Source organism: Synechococcus sp. CBW1006, from assembly GCF_015840525.1.
Taxonomy (GTDB): Bacteria; Cyanobacteriota; Cyanobacteriia; order PCC-6307; family Cyanobiaceae; genus CBW1002.
The window spans coordinates 2,596,916-2,615,277 of the sequence record NZ_CP060396.1 but is presented as its reverse complement, the minus strand read 5'-3'; the positions used below and the strand labels follow the sequence as shown (position 1 = coordinate 2,615,277).

Annotated in this window: 21 protein-coding genes, 1 tRNA gene and 2 pseudogenes; 13 read left to right on the top strand and 11 right to left on the bottom strand. The window is 66.0% G+C overall.

Annotated elements, in window-relative coordinates; translation table 11 throughout:
• Positions 1–10 precede the first annotated feature (10 nt).
• Positions 11–394, bottom strand: coding sequence for a L,D-transpeptidase (locus H8F26_RS12710; RefSeq protein WP_197154467.1), 384 nt, complete (start codon positions 392–394; stop codon positions 11–13).
• 118 nt (positions 395–512) lie between these two features.
• On the opposite strand from H8F26_RS12710, the gene der reads away from it, so the two are divergent.
• From der to proC, 6 genes are all read left to right on the top strand, one after another.
• Positions 513–1,877 carry a ribosome biogenesis GTPase Der gene (der, locus tag H8F26_RS12705; RefSeq protein ID WP_197154465.1) on the top strand — a complete coding sequence of 455 codons (1,365 nt, stop codon included), beginning with the start codon at positions 513–515 and terminating at the stop codon, positions 1,875–1,877.
• A complete protein-coding gene (locus H8F26_RS12700) occupies positions 1,878–2,834 on the top strand; it encodes an energy-coupling factor transporter transmembrane protein EcfT (protein ID WP_197154457.1) in 957 nt (318 codons plus the stop codon).
• A gap of 22 nt (positions 2,835–2,856) precedes the next feature.
• Entirely contained in the window at positions 2,857–3,123 is a 267-nt protein-coding gene (locus H8F26_RS12695) for a PipX family protein (protein ID WP_197154455.1), read from the top strand.
• A gap of 12 nt (positions 3,124–3,135) precedes the next feature.
• Positions 3,136–3,795 carry a YggS family pyridoxal phosphate-dependent enzyme gene (locus H8F26_RS12690; RefSeq protein WP_197154453.1) on the top strand — a complete coding sequence of 220 codons (660 nt, stop codon included), beginning with the start codon at positions 3,136–3,138 and terminating at the stop codon, positions 3,793–3,795.
• 70 nt (positions 3,796–3,865) lie between these two features.
• On the top strand, positions 3,866–4,438 hold the full coding sequence (locus H8F26_RS12685; RefSeq protein WP_197154444.1) for a cell division protein SepF: 573 nt from the start codon (positions 3,866–3,868) through the stop codon (positions 4,436–4,438).
• Positions 4,439–4,500: 62 nt separating this feature from the next.
• Positions 4,501–5,298 (top strand): pyrroline-5-carboxylate reductase, encoded by a 798-nt coding sequence (gene proC, locus H8F26_RS12680; protein ID WP_197159195.1) that lies wholly within the window; start codon positions 4,501–4,503, stop codon positions 5,296–5,298.
• A gap of 7 nt (positions 5,299–5,305) precedes the next feature.
• Here proC and plsY read toward each other — a convergent pair whose 3' ends face one another.
• From plsY to H8F26_RS12655, 5 genes are all read right to left on the bottom strand, one after another.
• Entirely contained in the window at positions 5,306–5,962 is a 657-nt protein-coding gene (gene plsY / locus H8F26_RS12675) for a glycerol-3-phosphate 1-O-acyltransferase PlsY (protein WP_197154442.1), read from the bottom strand.
• Positions 5,963–6,057: 95 nt separating this feature from the next.
• Positions 6,058–6,996 (bottom strand): DUF3086 domain-containing protein, encoded by a 939-nt coding sequence (locus H8F26_RS12670; protein WP_197159194.1) that lies wholly within the window; start codon positions 6,994–6,996, stop codon positions 6,058–6,060.
• A gap of 176 nt (positions 6,997–7,172) precedes the next feature.
• On the bottom strand, positions 7,173–7,646 hold the full coding sequence (locus H8F26_RS12665; protein WP_197154430.1) for a DUF3119 family protein: 474 nt from the start codon (positions 7,644–7,646) through the stop codon (positions 7,173–7,175).
• A complete protein-coding gene (locus tag H8F26_RS12660) occupies positions 7,646–8,413 on the bottom strand; it encodes an ABC transporter permease (protein WP_197154428.1) in 768 nt (255 codons plus the stop codon). The genes H8F26_RS12665 and H8F26_RS12660 overlap by 1 nt, the downstream gene beginning before the upstream one ends.
• Positions 8,410–9,753, bottom strand: coding sequence for an MFS transporter (locus tag H8F26_RS12655; RefSeq protein ID WP_197159193.1), 1,344 nt, complete (start codon positions 9,751–9,753; stop codon positions 8,410–8,412). The genes H8F26_RS12660 and H8F26_RS12655 overlap by 4 nt, the downstream gene beginning before the upstream one ends.
• A gap of 293 nt (positions 9,754–10,046) precedes the next feature.
• Here H8F26_RS12655 and H8F26_RS12650 point away from each other — a divergent pair.
• Positions 10,047–10,117: transfer RNA gene (locus tag H8F26_RS12650), tRNA-Gly, on the top strand.
• A gap of 289 nt (positions 10,118–10,406) precedes the next feature.
• On the opposite strand, the gene H8F26_RS12645 is transcribed toward H8F26_RS12650, so the two are convergent.
• Both H8F26_RS12645 and H8F26_RS12640 read right to left on the bottom strand, forming a co-directional pair.
• Positions 10,407–10,691, bottom strand: coding sequence for a hypothetical protein (locus tag H8F26_RS12645; protein WP_197154426.1), 285 nt, complete (start codon positions 10,689–10,691; stop codon positions 10,407–10,409).
• A 484-nt stretch (positions 10,692–11,175) separates the two neighbouring features.
• Positions 11,176–11,775 carry a hypothetical protein gene (locus tag H8F26_RS12640; RefSeq protein ID WP_197154424.1) on the bottom strand — a complete coding sequence of 200 codons (600 nt, stop codon included), beginning with the start codon at positions 11,773–11,775 and terminating at the stop codon, positions 11,176–11,178.
• A 66-nt stretch (positions 11,776–11,841) separates the two neighbouring features.
• Here H8F26_RS12640 and H8F26_RS12635 point away from each other — a divergent pair, with 66 nt between their 5' ends.
• The gene (locus H8F26_RS12635; protein WP_197154422.1) at positions 11,842–12,132 is read left to right on the top strand and encodes a hypothetical protein; all 291 of its coding nucleotides are present in this window, start codon (positions 11,842–11,844) and stop codon (positions 12,130–12,132) included.
• Positions 12,133–12,140: 8 nt separating this feature from the next.
• Here the strand turns inward: H8F26_RS12635 and H8F26_RS12630 are convergent, their stop codons facing one another.
• A complete protein-coding gene (locus tag H8F26_RS12630; protein ID WP_197154420.1) occupies positions 12,141–12,491 on the bottom strand; it encodes a hypothetical protein in 351 nt (116 codons plus the stop codon).
• 84 nt (positions 12,492–12,575) lie between these two features.
• On the opposite strand from H8F26_RS12630, the gene H8F26_RS12625 reads away from it, so the two are divergent.
• The 5 genes and pseudogenes from H8F26_RS12625 to H8F26_RS12605 all read left to right on the top strand — a co-directional run.
• Positions 12,576–12,980: a lysozyme inhibitor LprI family protein gene (locus H8F26_RS12625; protein WP_197154418.1), complete on the top strand. Its 405-nt coding sequence runs from the start codon at positions 12,576–12,578 to the stop codon at positions 12,978–12,980.
• Positions 12,977–13,189 carry a DUF3955 domain-containing protein gene (locus H8F26_RS20195; protein WP_197154416.1) on the top strand — a complete coding sequence of 71 codons (213 nt, stop codon included), beginning with the start codon at positions 12,977–12,979 and terminating at the stop codon, positions 13,187–13,189. The genes H8F26_RS12625 and H8F26_RS20195 overlap by 4 nt, the downstream gene beginning before the upstream one ends.
• A 270-nt stretch (positions 13,190–13,459) precedes the next feature.
• A pseudogene (locus H8F26_RS12615) lies at positions 13,460–13,771 on the top strand (NAD(P)-binding protein); the annotation flags it as partial.
• A 105-nt stretch (positions 13,772–13,876) separates the two neighbouring features.
• Positions 13,877–15,367, top strand: a complete 1,491-nt coding sequence (locus H8F26_RS12610; protein WP_197153750.1) for an IS66 family transposase — start codon at positions 13,877–13,879, stop codon at positions 15,365–15,367.
• 99 nt (positions 15,368–15,466) lie between these two features.
• Positions 15,467–16,768: pseudogene (locus tag H8F26_RS12605) on the top strand (FAD-dependent oxidoreductase); the annotation flags it as partial.
• Here the strand turns inward: H8F26_RS12605 and H8F26_RS12600 are convergent.
• Both H8F26_RS12600 and H8F26_RS12595 read right to left on the bottom strand, forming a co-directional pair.
• Complete coding sequence (locus H8F26_RS12600; protein ID WP_197154405.1) at positions 16,765–16,941, bottom strand: hypothetical protein; 177 nt, start codon at positions 16,939–16,941, stop codon at positions 16,765–16,767. The pseudogene H8F26_RS12605 and the gene H8F26_RS12600 sit on opposite strands and share 4 nt — an antisense overlap.
• Before the next feature lie 509 nt (positions 16,942–17,450).
• A complete protein-coding gene (locus H8F26_RS12595) occupies positions 17,451–18,302 on the bottom strand; it encodes a shikimate dehydrogenase (protein WP_231605181.1) in 852 nt (283 codons plus the stop codon).
• Between the last annotated feature and the right edge of the window lie 60 nt (positions 18,303–18,362).

The window sequence follows — 18,362 nt, the reverse complement described above, 5'->3', positions numbered from 1 at the left end:
CGGTGCGGGTTCAGGGGCGGATCGTCACCGGCGTGCCGAGGGGGGTGTGCTCGAACAGCCAGCGGGCGTGGGGGCTGGGCACGCGCACGCAGCCGTGGCTGCGCGGCACCCCGAAGCGCTGACCGGCGGCCTCCTGCCAGGGGGCACCGTGCAGGCAGATCACCTGATCCGGTGTGACACAGAGGGCCCACGGCACATTCGGCGCCACGAAGCTGCTGCCGCGCATGGTGACGCTGCGGTGCTTGCCGTAGACCTTCCCCTCACCGGTGGGGGTCGGACTCGACGCCAGCCCGGTGCTGACCGGCACGGTGCGCAGCAGCGTGTCTGCCGCGCCGTAGGCGTAGAGCTTCTGGTCGGAGAGGTCGACCACGATCGCGGCAATCAGCTCCACCATGGGGCGTCTCCGCCGGAAGGCGGAGGGCAGAGAGGGTTACTTCCTCCCTAGCCAGATCAGCCAGGCGCGCGGCCGCTCTGTAGTGTCAGGAAACGCAATGTCGTTGAGATAAGCCGCTTTGGCGCTACCCGTCGTCGCCATCATCGGGCGACCCAATGTGGGCAAGTCCACCCTCGTGAACCGCCTGTGCCGCAGCCGTGAGGCGATCGTGCACGACGAACCGGGCGTGACCCGCGATCGCACCTACCAGGAAGGCTTCTGGCGGGATCGCACCTTCCGTGTGGTCGATACCGGCGGCCTGGTATTCGACGACGACAGCGAATTCCTGCCGGAAATCCGCGAACAGGCCAACCTCGCCCTGGCGGAGGCCTCCGTTGCCGTGGTGATTGTCGACGGCAAGCAGGGGTCAACCGCTGCCGACCAGTCGATCGCCGAATGGCTCAGGGGTCAGAAGGTGCCGGTGCTGCTGGCGGTGAACAAGTGCGAATCGCCGGAAGCCGGTCTGTCGATGGCGGCGGAATTCTGGGGTCTGGGCCTGGGCGAGCCCTATCCGATCTCAGCGATCCACGGAGCCGGCACCGGCGATCTGCTTGATCGGGTGGTGGGTTTCCTGCCCCCCACCGAAGAGGTGGAAACGGAGGAACCGATCCAGCTGGCGATCATCGGCCGGCCCAATGTGGGCAAGTCGAGCCTGCTCAATGCCATCTGTGGCGAGAACCGGGCGATCGTCAGTCCGATCCGCGGCACCACCCGCGACACGATCGACACCACGATCGAACGGGAAGGCAAGGCCTGGAAAATCCTGGATACCGCAGGCATCCGCCGGCGCCGTTCGGTGAACTACGGCCCCGAGTTCTTCGGGATCAACCGCAGCTTCAAGGCGATCGAACGCTCGGATGTGTGTGTGCTGGTGATCGACGCCGAGGATGGGGTGACGGAACAGGATCAGCGCCTGGCGGGCCGGATCGAGGAGGACGGCCGCGCCTGTGTGGTGGTGGTCAACAAGTGGGATGCGATCGAGAAGGACAGCCACACCATGCCGGCGATGGAGCGGGAGCTCCGGGCCAAGCTCTATTTCCTCGACTGGGCACCGATGCTGTTCACCTCCGCCCTCAGCGGCCAGCGGGTGGAAGCGATTTTTCCCCTGGCCCTGCTGGCCGTGGAACAGCACCGCCGCCGCGTCACCACCTCGGTGGTGAACGAGGTGCTGCAGGAGGCCCTCAGCTGGCGCACCCCCCCCACCAGCCGCGGCGGCCGCCAGGGGCGGCTTTATTACGGCACCCAGGTGGCCAGCCGTCCGCCCAGTTTCACCCTGTTCGTGAACGATCCCAAACTGTTCGGCGACACCTACCGCCGCTACGTGGAACGACAGATCCGTGAAGGGCTGGGCTTCGAGGGCTCACCGATCCGCCTGTTCTGGCGCGGCAAGCAACAGCGCGATGCCGAGAAGGAGCTGGCGCGCCAGCAGAGCCGCAGCCGCTGAGTGGACTGGCTGCGGCAGATGCCGATCGGCCAGTACGTGGCCGACGACGACTCCCAGGCGGGGACGGGATCCGGCAGCTGGCTGAAGCGGCTGGATCCGCGCCTCAAGCTCGGCTGGACCGTGGCTTTTCTGGTGACGCCGATCCTGGCCGGCCCGATCTGGCGCCTGGGCCTGGTCGCCCTGTTACTGCTGATCACGGCGGTGTGCGGCCTGCCCTGGCGCCTGTGGCGCCGCAGCCTGCCGCTGCTGCTCGCCCTGGCTCTGTTCGTGGGGGTGCTGGCCTCTCTGCTGCCGGCCGGATCGGCTCCAGCGGCCCCCCTACAGCGCCCTCCGGACGAAGTACGTCTCGAGCCGGGTCCACCGGGCAGTCCCGCCCCCAGCCGCTCCGGCCAGCGCTGGGAGCTGGTCCACTGGGGGCCGGTCCAGCTGGGCCCCCTTCCCCTGGGACCGCTGGTGATCAGCCGTCGCTCGGCCGAGCTGGGCCTCAACGGTGCCACCCTGCTGTTCACCCTGATCCACAGCGCCAACCTGCTGCTGCTCAGCACCAGTCCCGAGGCACTGGTCTGGGCGATCGGCTGGTTCCTCAAGCCCCTGGCCTCCCTGGGCTGGCCGGTGGACCGGCTCGGCTTCACCCTGCTGCTGTCGCTGCGCTTCCTGCCTCTGGTGCAGGAGGAGTTGCAAAACCTGCTGCGCTCGATCTCCACCCGGGCGGTGAACCTCAGGCAGCTCGGCTGGAAGGGAAGCCTGGCGCTGGTGCTGGCCGTGGGAGAGCGCCTGCTGGCCAATGTGCTGCTGCGGGCCGAACAGGGGGCCGAGGCCCTGCTGGCCCGGGGCGGCCACTGGCTGGCGCCTGACCGATTGCACCAGCCTCCGGCTTCGCTCGGCAGCGCCACCGTGGTCGGCGGAATCGCTCTGGTGGCCCTGCTGCTGCTGCGCTGGCAGGTCGGTGCTCTTTAATGGCGCCAGTCCAACGGACGACGTGAGCGCAGAGCGTTATCTCAACCACCCCACCTTCGGGATGCTCTACCGGGTCGCACCGACCGGTGAGAACTGCGATCTCTATGCGACCCTCTACGCCCAGAGAATCTTCTTTCTGGTGACGCTGCAGCCGCGTGGCGCCAACTTTGAGGTGATCCCCCTGATGGATGCCCGCCACTACGCCGAGCAGAATCTGGCCCGCTCCCGCCGGGAAGGCCCCGAAGTGCACGCCCGCTGGCGCCAGCTGTTCGATCAGACCTTCATCTGAAATCCCCTGGTCATGACAGCGGCAGGGTTGGCCGAACGACTCACGCAGATCCGCCAGCAGCTGCCCTCCTCCACCCAGCTGCTGGCCGTGAGCAAAGGCCAGCCCAGCGAGCAGATCCGGGCAGCGGTGGCCGCCGGCCAGCGCAGCTTCGGTGAAAGTCGGCTGCAGGAGGCCATCACCAAGCAGGAGGAGCTCGCCGATCTTTCAGGGCTGGCGCCGCCCCTCGACTGGCACTTCATCGGGCGCCTGCAGGCCAACAAGGCCCGTGGGGTGCTGCGCCGGTTCGGCACGATCCACTCGGTCGACAGCCTGGGCCTGGCCGAGCGCCTGGCCCGCATTGCCGGCGAGGAGGGCCTCAGCCCAGCGGTGTTCTTTCAGGTGAAGCTGCGGCCCGATCCGAGCAAGACCGGCTTCGAGCCGGAGGAGCTGCGGGAGGCCTGGCCGTGGCTGCGGCCCCTGGCGCCGCTGCGCCCGCTGGGGTTGATGACGATCGCTCCCCAGGGCCTGGAGGCCGCGGATCGGCAGGCCCTGTTCCAGGACTGCGCGAACCTGGCGGCAGACCTGAATCTGGGGCAACTCTCGATGGGGATGAGCGGCGACTGGCGGGAGGCTGTGGCCGCCGGAAGCACCTGGGTGAGGCTCGGCAGCACCCTGTTTGGGCACCGCCCCTGAGGGGAAGCGCTTGCAACCGTTCTCATGGGACGCTATTGAGGTGCCAAGCATCACAACAGAGGCCCCATCCGTGTCGTTGTTCTCCCGCCTGCGTGCCGTCGTTTCCGGTGATGACTATCTCGACGGCGAGTACGACGACGATCTCGACTATGACGCCGGCGACGTGAACGCCACGACAAGCACCAGCAGCAGCACCCGTTCCAGCAGCAGCACCAGCGCCTTGGCCCTGACCAGCGATTTCAACGCCGAGGATCCCTTCGGCGGGACCAATGTGATCGGCATGCCAGGCCTCTCCTCCTCGGCTGCGGAGGTCAGCCTGATGGAGCCCCGCAGCTTCGATGAGATGCCGCGCGCCATCCAGGCGCTGCGCGAGCGCAAGACCGTGATCCTCAACCTCACGATGATGGAGCCGGATCAGGCCCAGCGCGCCGTTGACTTCGTGGCCGGTGGCACCTTCGCCATCGACGGTCACCAGGAACGGGTCGGGGAGAGCATCTTCCTGTTCGCCCCGTCCTGCGTCACCGTCACCACCACCGGTGGGGAGGAGTCGTCGTCTCCGACGGTGGTGAGCAGCCGCGATCATGCCGCTGAGACGGAGGCCGCGCCCAGCCCCGCCTGGGGACGGCAGGATGTGGGTCTCTGATCCCACCCTCCGGCTTGAGCTCCGCTGAATCCCCCCGCTTCGGCGTGGTCGGCCTGGGCCGCATGGCCCAGGCCTTGCTGTTTCCCCTGATCGAGAGTGGCCAGCTGGCCCCCGCCGACGTGCGGGCGGCCGTGGGCAGTGCGGCCTCAGCCGAGCGCCTCAGCCAAGGCCACGGACTGGCAGTAAGCACCGATCCCGCCGAGGCCTGGGCAGCGCCGGTGGTGTTGCTGGCCGTGAAGCCCCAGCAACTGCATCAGGCGGCCACTGCAGCGGCCGGTGTGGCCGGCGCAGGCGGTGCAGCTGGGCAAGGCCTGCTGATCTCCGTGCTGGCGGGCGTGACCCTGGAGCGGCTGCAGCGCCTGTTTCCTCATCGGGTCTGCGTGCGTGCCGTTCCCAACACCCCCTGCCTGGTCCGCCAGGGTCTCACCGGCCTGGCCTGGGGTGGGGGATCTGGGGGCTCCACGCCGCAGCCCACGCCGCAGCAACGCCAGCTGGTGCAGGACCTGTTCGAGCGGGTGGGCGATGTGATGGAGCTGCCCGAGAGCCAGCTCGATGCCTTCCTGGCGCTGACCTCCTCGGGGCCGGCCTTTGTGGCCCTGATCGCCGAGGCCATGGCCGATGGAGCCGTGGCTGCAGGCCTGCCGAGGGTGCTGGCCCATCACCTGGCACACCGCACCCTGGCCGGCACCGCAGCCCTGCTGCACGAGCAGGAGCTCCATCCGGGCCAGCTCAAGGACATGGTCAGCAGCCCGGGCGGCACCACCATCGCCGGCCTGCGGGAACTGGAGCGGGCCGGAGCCCGATCGGCCTTGATCGAGGCGGTGGTGGCCGCGGCCGAGCGCAGCCGGGCCCTGGCCTGAGCAGGCCTCAGGGGCGCGGTTGGCCCAGCCGTGGCTCCGTACCGGCCAGCAGGCGCCGGATGTTACTGCGATGGCGCCAGACCACCAGCAGGGTGGTGATCACGGCGAGGGCGAGGTAGGGAAGCCGCAGGCCCATGCCGTTGCCCGCAAACCAGCCGAGCATCAACAGGGGCAGGGAGAGGGCCGCCACCACGCTGGAGAGGGAGACGATGCGGCTGATGGTCAGCACCGTCAGGAAGATCCCGAAGCAGGCCAGACCCACCGGCCAGGTCAGGCCGATCAGCATGCCCAGCCCGGTGGCCACGGCCTTGCCCCCTTTCCAGCCCAGCCAGACCGGCCAGATGTGCCCGGCCAGGGCCGCCAGACCGGCCGCCACCACCCCGCTGTCGATAAACCAGGCGCCGCTGCCGAGCGGTTCGCCCAGGGGCTCGAGCACGGCCCGTGCCAGCACCACGGCCGCGATGCCCTTGCCCACATCCAGCAGGAACACCGCCAGGGCCGGGCCCTTGCCCACCTCGCGCAACACGTTGGTGGCGCCGGTGGAGCCGGAGCCGTGCTGCCGCAGATCGATGCCGCGCAGCCAGCGACCGGCCAGATAGCCGAAGGGGAGGGACCCCAGCAGATATCCGGCCAGCAGCACGATCAGGGGGAGCAGCAGGGGCATGGGGCAGGACGCCGCAAACGACCGCTGCGAGCTTGCCGCAACGCAGGACCAGGACCCTTGAGCTCTGCTCAGTCGCAGCTCAGTGCGGCACAGCCCTAGTAGGTGAGCTCGTCATCAACCAGTTCACCGGGACCGGCCGCGAAGGCGAGCCAGAGGGGGAACTGCAGGATCGGCACCTCCACCACCCGTTCGGCCGCATCGATCACGATGAAGGGCAGCTCACCCCGCTCCTCCAGCCGGTCAGCCCGCTCGATCAGGGCATCGGCCCGCTCGAACAGCACGATGCCGCTGTTGGGGCCGAAGTCTTCCCGACCGAGGCCGAGGCAGTCCTGCAGACCCCGGCGCCATTCACCCAGCCGCTCGGGTTGGCCTGCCAGCACCAGGGTCTGGAAGCGTTCGCCGTACAGCTCCCCGAGGATCGACACCGCCGCACCGGCGATCAAGGCATTGCGGCTGCGGCTGCCGGCACTGGCCTGGGCGCCGCGGCCGCCCTGATTCAGGAACCAGTCCTCCAGCAGGGCGGCCTGTGCAGCCTCGAGGGTGCGACGCAGGGTCCACGGATCCGCGTAGAAATCAGGCTGGCCGCTGTAGCGGTCCAATCGGGAGCGAATCAGGGCGTCGTCCTGGCTGAACAGGCCCGCCGCTGCCACAGGCGCCGCTGCAGGGGCTTCCGGAGTAGCTGATGCAGCGGCCACCTGATCGAGGGGTGAGGGCTGCACCACCAGGGGCTGGGCCACCAGTTCCACCTGCTCGGCCGCCACCACCAGATCCTGCAGGGCCCCCACCAGGTAGTCCTGAAAACCCTTGAGCCGGCGGGCGATCGCATCCGACTGGCCACTGAAGCTGCTGCCGATCTCGCGCTGGATCTGCTCCCGGCGCCGCTCCAGCTGGCGGATCTCCTCTTCGAGGCCGCTGCGGCGCTCGGTCAGATCCTGAAGCGCCAGGGTCAGCAGGGTCTCCAGGGTTTCGTCCAGGGGCTCCGGCTCCCCAGCCACCGATGTCTCCTGGCCCGCTGCAGGCTCGTCGATGCCCATCCCCTCTCCTGTCTGATTCTGCTCAGGAGCTTCGGGGCCTTCCGCTGGAGAGAGCGGAACGCCGTCGAGCGGGGTGGGCGAATCGGGCAGCGAGCGGCTCTCAGTCATCAGGCCAGGATTTCAGAGGCAGGGAATGGAACCCGCGGGGGCGGAGCGGTGGACGTGGCGACTTTGGCTCAGGCGTCGCCAGCGGACGTCTCCGGCGACAGATGCGGAAGATGGCGACGCAACTGCTCAGCCAGGGCCTCGGCCTCGAACAACATCGGCAGCAGGTGGATGCTGCGCTGCTCCCGGAAATAGAAGATCACCGGGACCGGAGGCCAGTACAGCCGCCAGGCGATCCACTCGGCATAGGGGAAGCGGCGGATGCAGGTCGAACCGCGCCACACCAGCAGCTCGGCAGGGGCGAACTGCAACCGCAACAGTGCCGTCTGCAGGGCCAGTACCAGGCCAAACAGCGCCACCGCCACCGCCACCCAGAGGACACCGCCCCAGAGGGGCTGCAGGGCCAGCAGGGCGATGCCCAGGACCACCACGCCGGCCGACACCCAGTAGCGCGGGGCCAGAACGGTGCCGATGGCGGGATCAGGACCGCTGCTGGCGGGATCGTCGATCACCGGTGGTTCCGAGGGACTTGGTGCTGACGCCATTATCCGAACAGCACCTGGGTGAGCACCACGTCCATCAGCGCCACGGTCACCAGGATCATCACCACCGCGCCGGTGGTGCTGGTGCCCACTTCCTTGGGCCCGCCGCTGGTGGTCAGACCCCAACCGCAGGCGAGCACAGCGATCTGCAGCCCGAACACCACGGCCTTGATCAGCATCGAGGGCAGATCGTTCGGCTCCATCCAGGTGCGGACGGAGTTCCAGAACACCGTGGGAGGAATGCTGTAGAGCAGGGCGCTGCTCACCTGCCCGGACCAGATCGCCACGCCGAAGAACAGCAGGCACTGCACCGGCGCCATGATCACCATGGCCAGCACCCTGGGCACCACCAGATATTCCACCGGGTCGGTGCGCAGCATCGTGATCGCGTCGATCTGTTCGGTCACCTTCATGGTGCCCAGCTGGGCGGCAAAGGCGGTGGCCACCTTGCCGGTGAGCAGCATGGCGGTGAGCAGCGGCGCGATCTCCCGTGCCATGCCCAGGGCCAGCAGGCCCCCCACCGTGGCTCCGGCACCCTGGCGGGACAGTTCGGCCGCCACCTGGATGTTGAACACGGTGCCGGCGGCCAGGCCGGTGATCAGCACGATCAGGAAACTGCCCGGGCCGGCCTCCAGCAATTCCATCAGCAGATCGTTGAAGCCGATCCGCCCGCGGGCGATCGCCGCCAGGGCCTGGCCGCCGATCATGCAGCTCGCTCCCAGGCGCCGCAGCCAGCGGGGCGCAAGCCAACGGCTGGACAGGAGCCTCATCGGCCAACCCCGCCATCGGCCACCAGCCGATGGGCACCGCGTTCCGGCCAGCGGCGCATCACCACCAGGCCCAGCACGATCAGCACCGCCGGGATGATGCCCATGCAGAGGCGGATGGCTGTGAGGGCACTGGCGGGCTGGTCGACCCCACGGGCGGCCACGTAGCCGCTGAGGCTCATCAGATTGCCGAAGAAGAACAGGGCCAGGCTGATGCAGATCTTCTGGGCCAGCACCATCCAGGCGCTGTATTGGCCGGCGGGCTTCTCCGGATCGGCATCGATCGCGTCGGGCAGCAGGGCCCAGGGGATCAGATAGGCCGTGGCGGCGCCCAGGCCAGCCGTGATGATCGCCAGCACCAGCAGGGACAGGCGCAGCAGGTTGGAGGCGGAGGCCGTGGGCTGGATGGCGGCATCAAGGGCCGGCAGCAGCATCGCCATCATGCAGCCGATGATCCACAGGACACTGCCCCATTGCAGGGCCTTCACCCGCCCCCAGCGGTTGGAAACCCCGTTCCAGATCCACAGACCGAGCAGGGAGCTGACGATGAAGGGAAGCAGGATCCAGTTGCTCCAGCCCTCCGGCAGGCCCATCACAACCGGCAGGTACAGGAGGGCGGCGGTCTGCATCAGCTGCAGGGCGCACCAGAGCAGCAGATAGAGGCCGAGCACGCGCAGAAACCGGCCGTTCTGGCGCACGCGGCGCAGCAACCGACGCGTGGTGCCGCGACGCGACTCCGGCTTCTGGCAATGCAGCGCCGCCGGTGCGATCCCCCAGCCGCAGAGCAGGGTGGTGAGGCTGATGATGCCGCCGGAGATCATCCCCACGCGCCAGTAGCTGCTGGGATCGGAATGGTTGGCCAGCAGCAGGCCGCCGAGCACGAGCCCGATCAGGCTGGCGATGATCGATCCGGTGAAACGCAGGGTGTTGAGCCGCGTGCGCAGGCTCACATTGGCGGTGAGCTCAGCCGCCAGGGCGGCGTAGGGCAGGTTGACGCAGGTGTAGAGGGTATTGGCCACCACCGAGACCAACACGAAGATGGCGAAGCGCTGCCAGGGGCCTCCTGGTGGCAGCCACCACATCAGGGCCATCGCGACCCCGAGCGGCACGGCGCTCCAGAGGATCCAGGGAAGGCGCGGACCGGAGCGCGATTTGGTCTTGTCGCTGAGCCAGCCCACCAGGGGATCGTTGATGGCATCCCAGAGCCGCGCCAGCATCAGCACCAGCCCGGCCATCCAGGCCGGCAGGCCCGCAGCCGAGGTGTAGAAGATGAACAGGTAGAAGCCGATCAAGGAGGCGGCCATGCCCGTGCCGGCATCGCCGATGCCGTAGGCCAGCAGCATGCGTTGACGGGGCCAGCCCACCAGATCGTCGGCATCGCTCACCGGGCGCCCCCCGGTGGTGGCGGCGTCAGGGCGCGACGGGTGGGGTGGGGAACTGGAATCGCGCACTCGGCCCTGGACGGCACGCAGGCCATAATGCAGCAGTCGAACGAGGGGCTCACCCCAAGGTCGGCACACCAGCGCAGGACCCAGCTTTACGGCCCAGCCGGGAGCTCAGTCTCGCTGACATCTCCACCGTGACACCCGGCGTCAGCCATCGGCGGCCCTCGGGACACGGGAACAGATGTACTGCTGCGGGCGTAGTTTAGTGGTAAAACCTCAGCCTTCCAAGCTGATGATGCGGGTTCGATTCCCGCCGCCCGCTTCCTGTTCTCAATAGGGGTTTTCGGTTCAAAGCCCTTGCTGCGACGGGCGTTAGGGCTTCCAGCCTTGGCCAGCGCCTGTTTGGCGGTGCCAGTCTGTGAGACAAACAGCTCACCAAACGTCTGACATGCGGGCGGCCCGTGACTGGGAGGTGACGATCAGGGCCGTCGTGTCTCAAGCCCTGTCCCAAAGGGGCTGCCGCAGGGGCTGGAGCCGGATGCCTGCGTTGCCCGGATGCCCCGGGTTGAGGAGCGAGGCGCTGATCAGGATGTAGGCCTCCGATTAGGGGATCAGGCCAGGGCGGCCGCGCCAGGCATCGAGGTGGTGCGCCGCTCCCGGCTCCTGGGGACTGGGATGCGTTGATTGCAGCCTTCCGGGAGCACAAGCTGATCTGTGGCGCGATCAAGCCGTCCACCTGGCACCGGGTCTCCCGGCACCACAGGAACCACCTGCTCGGTGCCGTCGCTGTGGGGACCCCGCCGCAAGACCTCGACGATGCGATTCCGCATCCGTTCTTGGATCCCCTCAGGCAGGTGACCGATCCGGCGTTTCACCGGCGCCTGCGACAAGGTCACCAGCCTGGTGATGCGTACCCGGGATGACATCTTCAGGCCTCACAGTGCGAGAGCTGATGAACATCAGCAGCGCATCGCCGTGACGCCCACCCAACGCCAGAAGCAGCACACTGGTCTACCAGGGCTAAGCCCGTTGAATCGAGGAGCCCGCTTGTCCCCCCTCGGCCAATAGGCCTCGGTAACAGGTGATGCCAGCGCCGCGATGGGTCATGGCCACCACCACCAGCAGCGACCAGAAGGAGCTGCTCGAGCCAAGCCCTTACGGCGACGGCCCCCACCAGGCAAGCCCGGCTACCGCCACGGCCGGGAAGGCGGCTCTACGGCTGAGATGCTGGCGAAATTCAGCCAGCAGGCTGGATAGGCGGCGTTCTTTGGGGTGGCGTTCTCGAAAGCCCCCAGCCCGATGTCCATCCCGATTCCATGGGCAGCTGCAAAGGCCAGGGCAGAGAACCCGGCCAGGGCAAGCAAATGCAGGGGCGATGACTTACTCCCCGTCCCCCAGGAAGATCAGCGAGTCCCGGTTCACCCACAGCACCCGGCCGCTCTGGCCGGGGTAGCCCACCCGGCACCAGGTGCCCTGGCTGTTTGAGGTGCACGCCAGCTTGTCGAGCGTTTCCCCCGACACCCCCATCCCCGCGATCGCGGCACCGTAGTTGGGGTTGGCGTACAGGGTCACCGTGGGCTGACCATGGCCGCTGAGTTTCACCTTGCTGTGGGCCTGGTGATCCACGGCCGCTGCGGGCCGACTCTTGACGTTGGAGACGGCGATTCGGTTGCCATCGCCGTTCTGCTCGCTGAGCGTGAAGCTGTGGTGGCCGCTCATCAGCCAGATGCGACCCTGCTCATCCCGCATGCGGCGGTTGTCGGTGGTGGGTGGACCGGCCGGCACGAAGCGATAGATGGCACTGCCGCTGAAGCTGATCTCAAATCCCCCGTTACCCCAGGGCTTCACCTGACAGGTCTGCTTGCTGTCGTTCATCCAGCAGTCCAGCGTCTGGGCGGCCGTGGCAGGACGCACCAGGGAGGCCCCGGCGATGACACTCGCGCTGACAGCAGCGATGGCGAGGAAGCGGCGGTGGAGCATGCAGGAGCAAAGGAAAGCCAATCGAGTATCCAGGTGGGTGTAGCAATCCCCCGCCACCAGCAGGCCATGACACACCCGGACATCCCTGCCCTGGAAGCCCTCAGCCGCGACTACAGCGAGACGCCCCGGCGGGTGCTGTTTGTGCTGGGTTCCGGGAAGAGCCCAGCGGTGGAGGTGATTGAGGCTGCAGCGCAGCAGCGCTCCACCAGCATCGATCCCCAGCACCTGGCGGAGATGGCCGCCGGCAGGCGCCGCTCGCTGACGCTCTGCACCCCGATGCAGATGGTGCCTGAGATCGTGCGCTCGCTTGCCCACTGCAATGTGGCCGTGTACCAGGTGCAGCTGCTGGAGGAGTGAGCCCAGACTCACTCCATCGTGCGCACGGGGGTGGTGCACCAACGGCTGCGGCCGATGCCGGCAGCACTCTGGAAGCGATCGTCGCGGAAGTCCGCTCGGCCGGTTCTGGGCTCAATGCGGGCCACCCGCCAGAGCTCCTGCTCGCAGTTGATCGTGACGGTGATGCGGGTGCCGTCGGTGGCGTTGATCCGCACGAAGCGCACACCGTCGTAGAGGCCCAGGGGCTGGCCGCCGGCTGCCTGAAGCAGCACCGCGAGGTTGCTGCCTGCCGGGGCTGCCCATGCGGCAGCCGGGAGGCTGACAAGGCAGCCGGCGATGGCCGTGAGCAGCAGGGGGAGCCGGGAGAACAGGCTGGCCATGGGGAAGAGGCGCGGCGACTCGGAACAGCAGCATCCAGCATGACAATGTGTTTGGGGAAAGTGCGTCTGGAGAAAGGGCTCTCGGTGCGCATTTGTCTCCACCTGCTGCTGGCCGTCTCCCTGGTGCCGCTGCCGGCACCAGCAGCGGAGGTCTGCACCCCATCAGAAAGCACCGTGGCCGAAACCCGCTGCGTGATGGAAGCCCTCCAAGCCAAGGATCGGGAGCTGGAGAAGGCCTTGGTGCGGGTGGCCAGCGAGGCCAGGCAAGTGCCCAGCGAAACCTTCCAGACGCTCTGGCGCGACAACCTCACCGGCTTCTACAAGACGAGTGCCGACCCAAACGAGCAGGCGCGTGCTTTCCGCGCCGAACGCCGCAGGGTGTGCGCCTACGCCAAGTCGGTGAGCTTCCAGGGGACGGGCTACGGCATCTTCACGACCCGCTGTGAGCTGGCGCTCACCCAGACCCTGCTGGAGCAGCTGCGGCCATGAAACGCCCGCTCATCCGCCTATCGCTGTTGCTGCTCGCTGGTTCAATGGCCTGCTGGGTCGCCTATCGGCTGATCGGCGTACATGTGCATGCAGATGGCATCCTGCGGGAGGCCTTTCCTCTGATCCCTATCGGTTATGTTCTAGGCTTAGGTGGCGTTGGGGCTGGGATCGCTGGCCTGCTGTGGAGAGAGCCAGCAAAGCGCCGGTAAGGCTCAGGACCGAGCCACTTCCGAACGCTGCTCCTGAGTGGCAGGCAATGACTATCTGGCACGTGAAGTGAGCTTGTGGTGGTCTGTCCACTCAAGGGAAATGTCAGCCATGCCGCTACACAGCAAACAGAGGGGGCATGGGCTGATGAGCGCAACCGAACGAGATCGCACCAATGCGATCAGTGTGCGACTGACAGGCAAGCTCCATCACTCTTTGAGTAACTTGCAAAAGATGAGCCGACGTTCGTAGCAGCCATGCCAGACGAGACCATGCCCGGCGGAAGACCATCCCATGTCGTCGTCATCGGAGCCGGATGGGCTGGTTGGGGCGCAGCCAAGGCACTCTGTGAAACCGGTCTTCGTGTCAGCTTGATTGATGGGATGCCCGATCCAACAGGCAGCCAACCAATCACAACCAAAAGCGGCAAACCGTTCGAGGCAGGCACCCGAGGTTTTTGGAAAGACTATCCCAACATCAATGCCCTGACTGATGAACTCGGCGTTGGTGATATCTTCACTGACTTCACAACCAGTGCCTTCTGGTCTCCCGATGGGTTGGAAGCAACAGCACCTGTCTTTGGAGGTATCCGTTCAGGGGGCGTGACAGCTCGCGGCGAACATCGGCCCTGCTGAACCCTTGACGACAGCTTGATTTCCGGTTGCATCTCAGGTAGAGACCCGCCTGTGATGACCGCACATCCGGCTGGAATTCCAGAAGCCGACTGGCTGGAAACTCCCGCCAGCGTCAGAGCGCTGATCAACGCCCAGCAGCAGGAGATCGAGCTGTTGCGCGGCCAACTCACCTCCTTGGCCACCGAGTTGGCAAACCTGCGTGAGCGGATCGGACGCAGCTCTCGCAACTCATCCAAACCTCCCTCCAGTGATGGTCTGGGTTTTAAGCCGCCAGAACGGCGCAAGGGCAGTGGCCGCAAGCGGGGCGGCCAGCAGGGCCATCCCGGATCCGGACCAGAGCTGCTGTCGATCGAGCGGGTGGATCAGGTGGTGGATCACCACCCTGATGCCTGCCGCCGCTGTGGCACCTTGCTCCAGGGAGAGGATCTCGATCCCCTGCGCCATCAGGTGATCGAGATCCCGCCGATTACCCCGCTGGTGATCGAGCACCGGCTGCATCGCCTGGTCTGCCCCTGCTGTTCCACCAGCACCTGCGCCTCGTTGCCGGCGGATGTGGAGGCCAGTCACTACGGCCCAAGGCTCAGTGCACTGGTGGGCCTGCTGGGCAGTGCCTTTCCGTTGAGTTTCAGCAAGACCCAGGCCCTGCTCCAGCAGCTGGTAGGAGTGGAGATGAGCCGCGGCGCGATTGCACGGGTCCGCCAGCGCTTGAGTGCAGCACTGGAGCAGCCCATGCAGGAGGCCCTTGCTTTTGCCCGCGTGCAGCCGGTGGCCTACGTAGATGAAACTGGCGCCCCCACCGGCAATGCCGACGGCAACAATCCCACTGGAAAGCGGGGCTGGCAGTGGGTCATGGTCACCGCCGTGGTGACGGTATTTGTGCAAGGGCTGAGTCGATCGACGACCGCTGCCATCGAGCTGCTGGGGAACGCCTTTGGCGGGATTGTGGTGAGCGATCGCTTCTCGGCCTACAACCACCTGCCCACCAAGCAGCGCCAGCTGTGCTGGGCGCACCTGATCCGCGACCTGACGGCCATCGCCGAACGCCCGGGCGCCAGCGCTGAATTCGGAGCCCAGCTGCTGGGCCTGCAGCAGCAGCTGTTTGGCCACTGGCACCGCTACAAGGAGGGAAAGATTGACTGGCCCGCCTTGCAGCAAAGCTGCCGGCCGATCCGCCAGACCTTTGAGACCACGCTGCAGCGGGTAGTAGAGCTCGGCTACCAGCGCGGCGAGCGAACGCCTTGGGCCAGCACAGTGCGCACGTGCCAGCAGCTCCAGAAGGTGACAGGTGGGTTGTGGACCTTCCTGGAGAACGAGGGAATAGAGCCCACCAACAACGCCGCAGAACGTGCCCTGCGCCAATCGGTGATTCAGCGCAAGATCAGTCAAGGAGTCCAATCCCGCCAAGGTGCGATCTGCCGGAGCCGCCTGCTCACGGTCACCACTACCCTCAGGCAACAGGGGCGGGATGTCTGGGAGTTCCTGGAGCAGGCCTGGATCGCCCATCACCGCGATGGGGTGATGCCGTCACTGCTGAGCGATCCCTGAAGGCAGAAGAAAGGACAAGGAAGAGTCTCTGATCGCTCAGCGGTGAGCGATCAGGCTTGCATTCGTGCGGTGGGGCGTCCCGACCCCTGAACGCATACCTTTGGAGAGACACCCCAATGGCCAAGTCCGCTTGGCCAGATGGTGGCGACAATCACCAACTTCACACGACTACCCATCCAAGACCGGCTCAGCATCGCAGGGCTTTTCTATGCAATGCTTGACCTCTATCGCAGCGACAGGATTTTCCAGCAGTACGACGACCTCGATGCGCAATCAGTCTTTGTCAAGCTCGGCATCAGCGATCGGCTCATCAATGAGTTCTTGCGTCCCACCTTGCTGGTTGGTTTGTTCAAGCCACCCGAAGAGCTTTCGGCCGCGGTCACCATGGAGCTCCTCTATTACTACGCCCTGGCCCATCAAGACTCCTTTGATGTCCGTTGGATCAAGTCGAAAAGCATCGCCGAACATCTGTTTGCGCCTCTGAGTCGAAGGCTGATCTCCCGCCATCATCTGCAGGTCCTTGGGGGAACGCTGGTGAGACGGGTGACGATGTCGTCTGACACGCGGCGTGTCAGCTCGGTTGAGGTTAAGAACGTGGCAACCAATACAGTTCGGGTGATTGACGAGGTGGATGCTGTGGTCTTGGCCGTTGGTGCAAAAGGGCTCAAGTCTCTGATGGCTCAATCTCCTGAACTCAGCAAGGCAGCACCAGAGCTTGTTAGCGCTGCTTCGCTTGGTTCCATCGATGTCGTGTCAGCACGTCTATGGCTGGATCGTTCTGTTCCAATCGCTTACCCAGCCAACGTGTTTTCCCGCTTCGAATCACTGAAGGGCTCTGGGGGCACTTTTTTCATGCTGGATCAGCTGCACAAGGATGCGCAACAGGCTCTCTGGGGTGATGAGCAGCCCCAGGGCTCAGTGGTCGCCAGCGACTTTTACAACGCATCGGCTATCGCAGCGATGAGCGATCAAGAGATCATCGATCGGCTCACGCGTGACCTGCTCCCCATCGCTCATCCTGAATTCACCAATGCCAGGGTGGTTGATTCCGAGGTGCGGCGCTATCCGGGCTCGGTGTCGCTCTTTTCTCCGGGCAGTTTCAGAAAACGGCCACCCTTGGAAACCTCAGTGGAGTCGATCGTCTGCGCTGGCGACTGGGTGCGGATGGGCGACAAAGAACATGGAGCCAAGGGTCTGTGTCAGGAACGAGCCTATGTGTGCGGACTGGAGGCAGGGAACTCCCTGATCAGGCGCAAGATTGTCACTGGTGCCGATCACACGCATCCCGTTCTCCCTATTCGGGCAGACGAGCCACAAGTGGTTCTAGGCCGTGCTCTCAATAAGCTCGTGATGGATCCAATCGAAGCCCTTGGTCTGAAATTGCCGTGGTTCAACTCCTAACGAGTGCTGGACTGACGGCCGACCGCATTCAGGGCCCTCTCGCTGGGGGTGCCCCGCTCGTGCAGCATCGGCTCGATGCGGAAGTTGAGGTCACTCACAATCTTGTATTGCCGCCTGGGTTCCCGTGTCCACACCAGCACGGCGGCGGTCTCCAGGGAGCTCCAATGGGGCAAAACGTCTGAAATCGGGCCTTCTGAGTCGCTGAAACGCTGAAAAACCAGTTCGAACGGAGCGCGATCAAGCTCTCAGGAAGACAAAACGCGGCTTTTCAGCCGGTTTTTCCGCAAACTCTTGATCCGCCGACACCGTATTCAAGAAAGCGGCCGCTCCCCTGACTAAGGCGAGGCCTTGCGCTTGTATCTCGCATGTCCCGCCCTCGTCTCGGGTGCTGGCGGCACGATGAGCATGCTCCCGGGGCGCCCCCGGCCCTTGCCGGCAGGGAGTCTGCCTGATTGGTGGCTCAGCCTTCGTCACCAACCAAGGGTCATTGTCGAAGGCCCCGTCGTCGTTGGGAACTCTGCGCAAGCCAGTTGGCATCCGCTGACCTGTGCAGGATTGAATCTTGCCACCACGCCACCCACTGGCCAGCGTGGCGACAGGCCAGTGGGTGCCTAGGTGCGATCACTTGGACCGGATATGCGACCCGGATGAGCAAAACATCCGCCGATGCCGGCAAAGGCCGTCAAGACTCCCCGAGCGCATCGGCCACGGCCTGTTGGAACACCACTTCCTCGGGCGTGATGCCCGTCCAACGCTCAAAAATCTGCATGGCCAGCTGGACCAGCATCTCCACCCCGTCGACAATCGGACAGCCGCGCTCCCGGGCGGTGGCCAGGAAGGGAGTGAGACGCGGATTGGTGATCACATCCACCACTGTGCAGGAGCGATCGACCGAATCCCAGAGCAGCGGCACCGGCTCCCGCTGGGGCGCGCAACCGAGATGGGTGGCATTCATCAGCATGGTGGTGCCCGGCGGCAGGGCCACCTCGCCCTGCCAGGGCTGCCAGTCGGTGGGGACGCCGGAGGCCCTGCGCACCAGCTCAGCCACTTCACGCCCCTGTTCCTCACGGCGGGTGACCAGGGTGAGATGGGCTGCGCCAGCCCAGGCGAGTTCCACAGCCATCGCGCGACCAGCACCACCGGCTCCCAGCATCACCACCCGAGCTCCCTGCAGCGGAGAGACTTTCTCGATCGCCTTGACCAGCCCCTTGCCATCATTGTTATGGCCGATCAGACGGCCCGATTCGATGGTGAGGTAATTGGCGGCACCGATGGCGCGCACATCGTCGTCGACCTCATCCAGCAGTGGAATCACCGCCACCTTGTAGGGAACCGTGATCCCGATACCCCGATAGCCCAGGGGGCGCAGCGCCGCCACCGCCAGGGCGAGATCCTGCACGTTGCCGATGTCACTCTTCAAAAACTGCCAGTTGAGGCCGTAGTGGGCGTAGACGGCATCGAACATCCGGTCGATCGGATTTTCCGCCACCGGGTGGCCGAGCATCCCGGTGATCTGTTTCTGGGCTGGGATCATCAACCGCAGGCAAAGAATCCCATCTTGGCCGAACCTGGACATCGCGACCTGGGCCCCTGC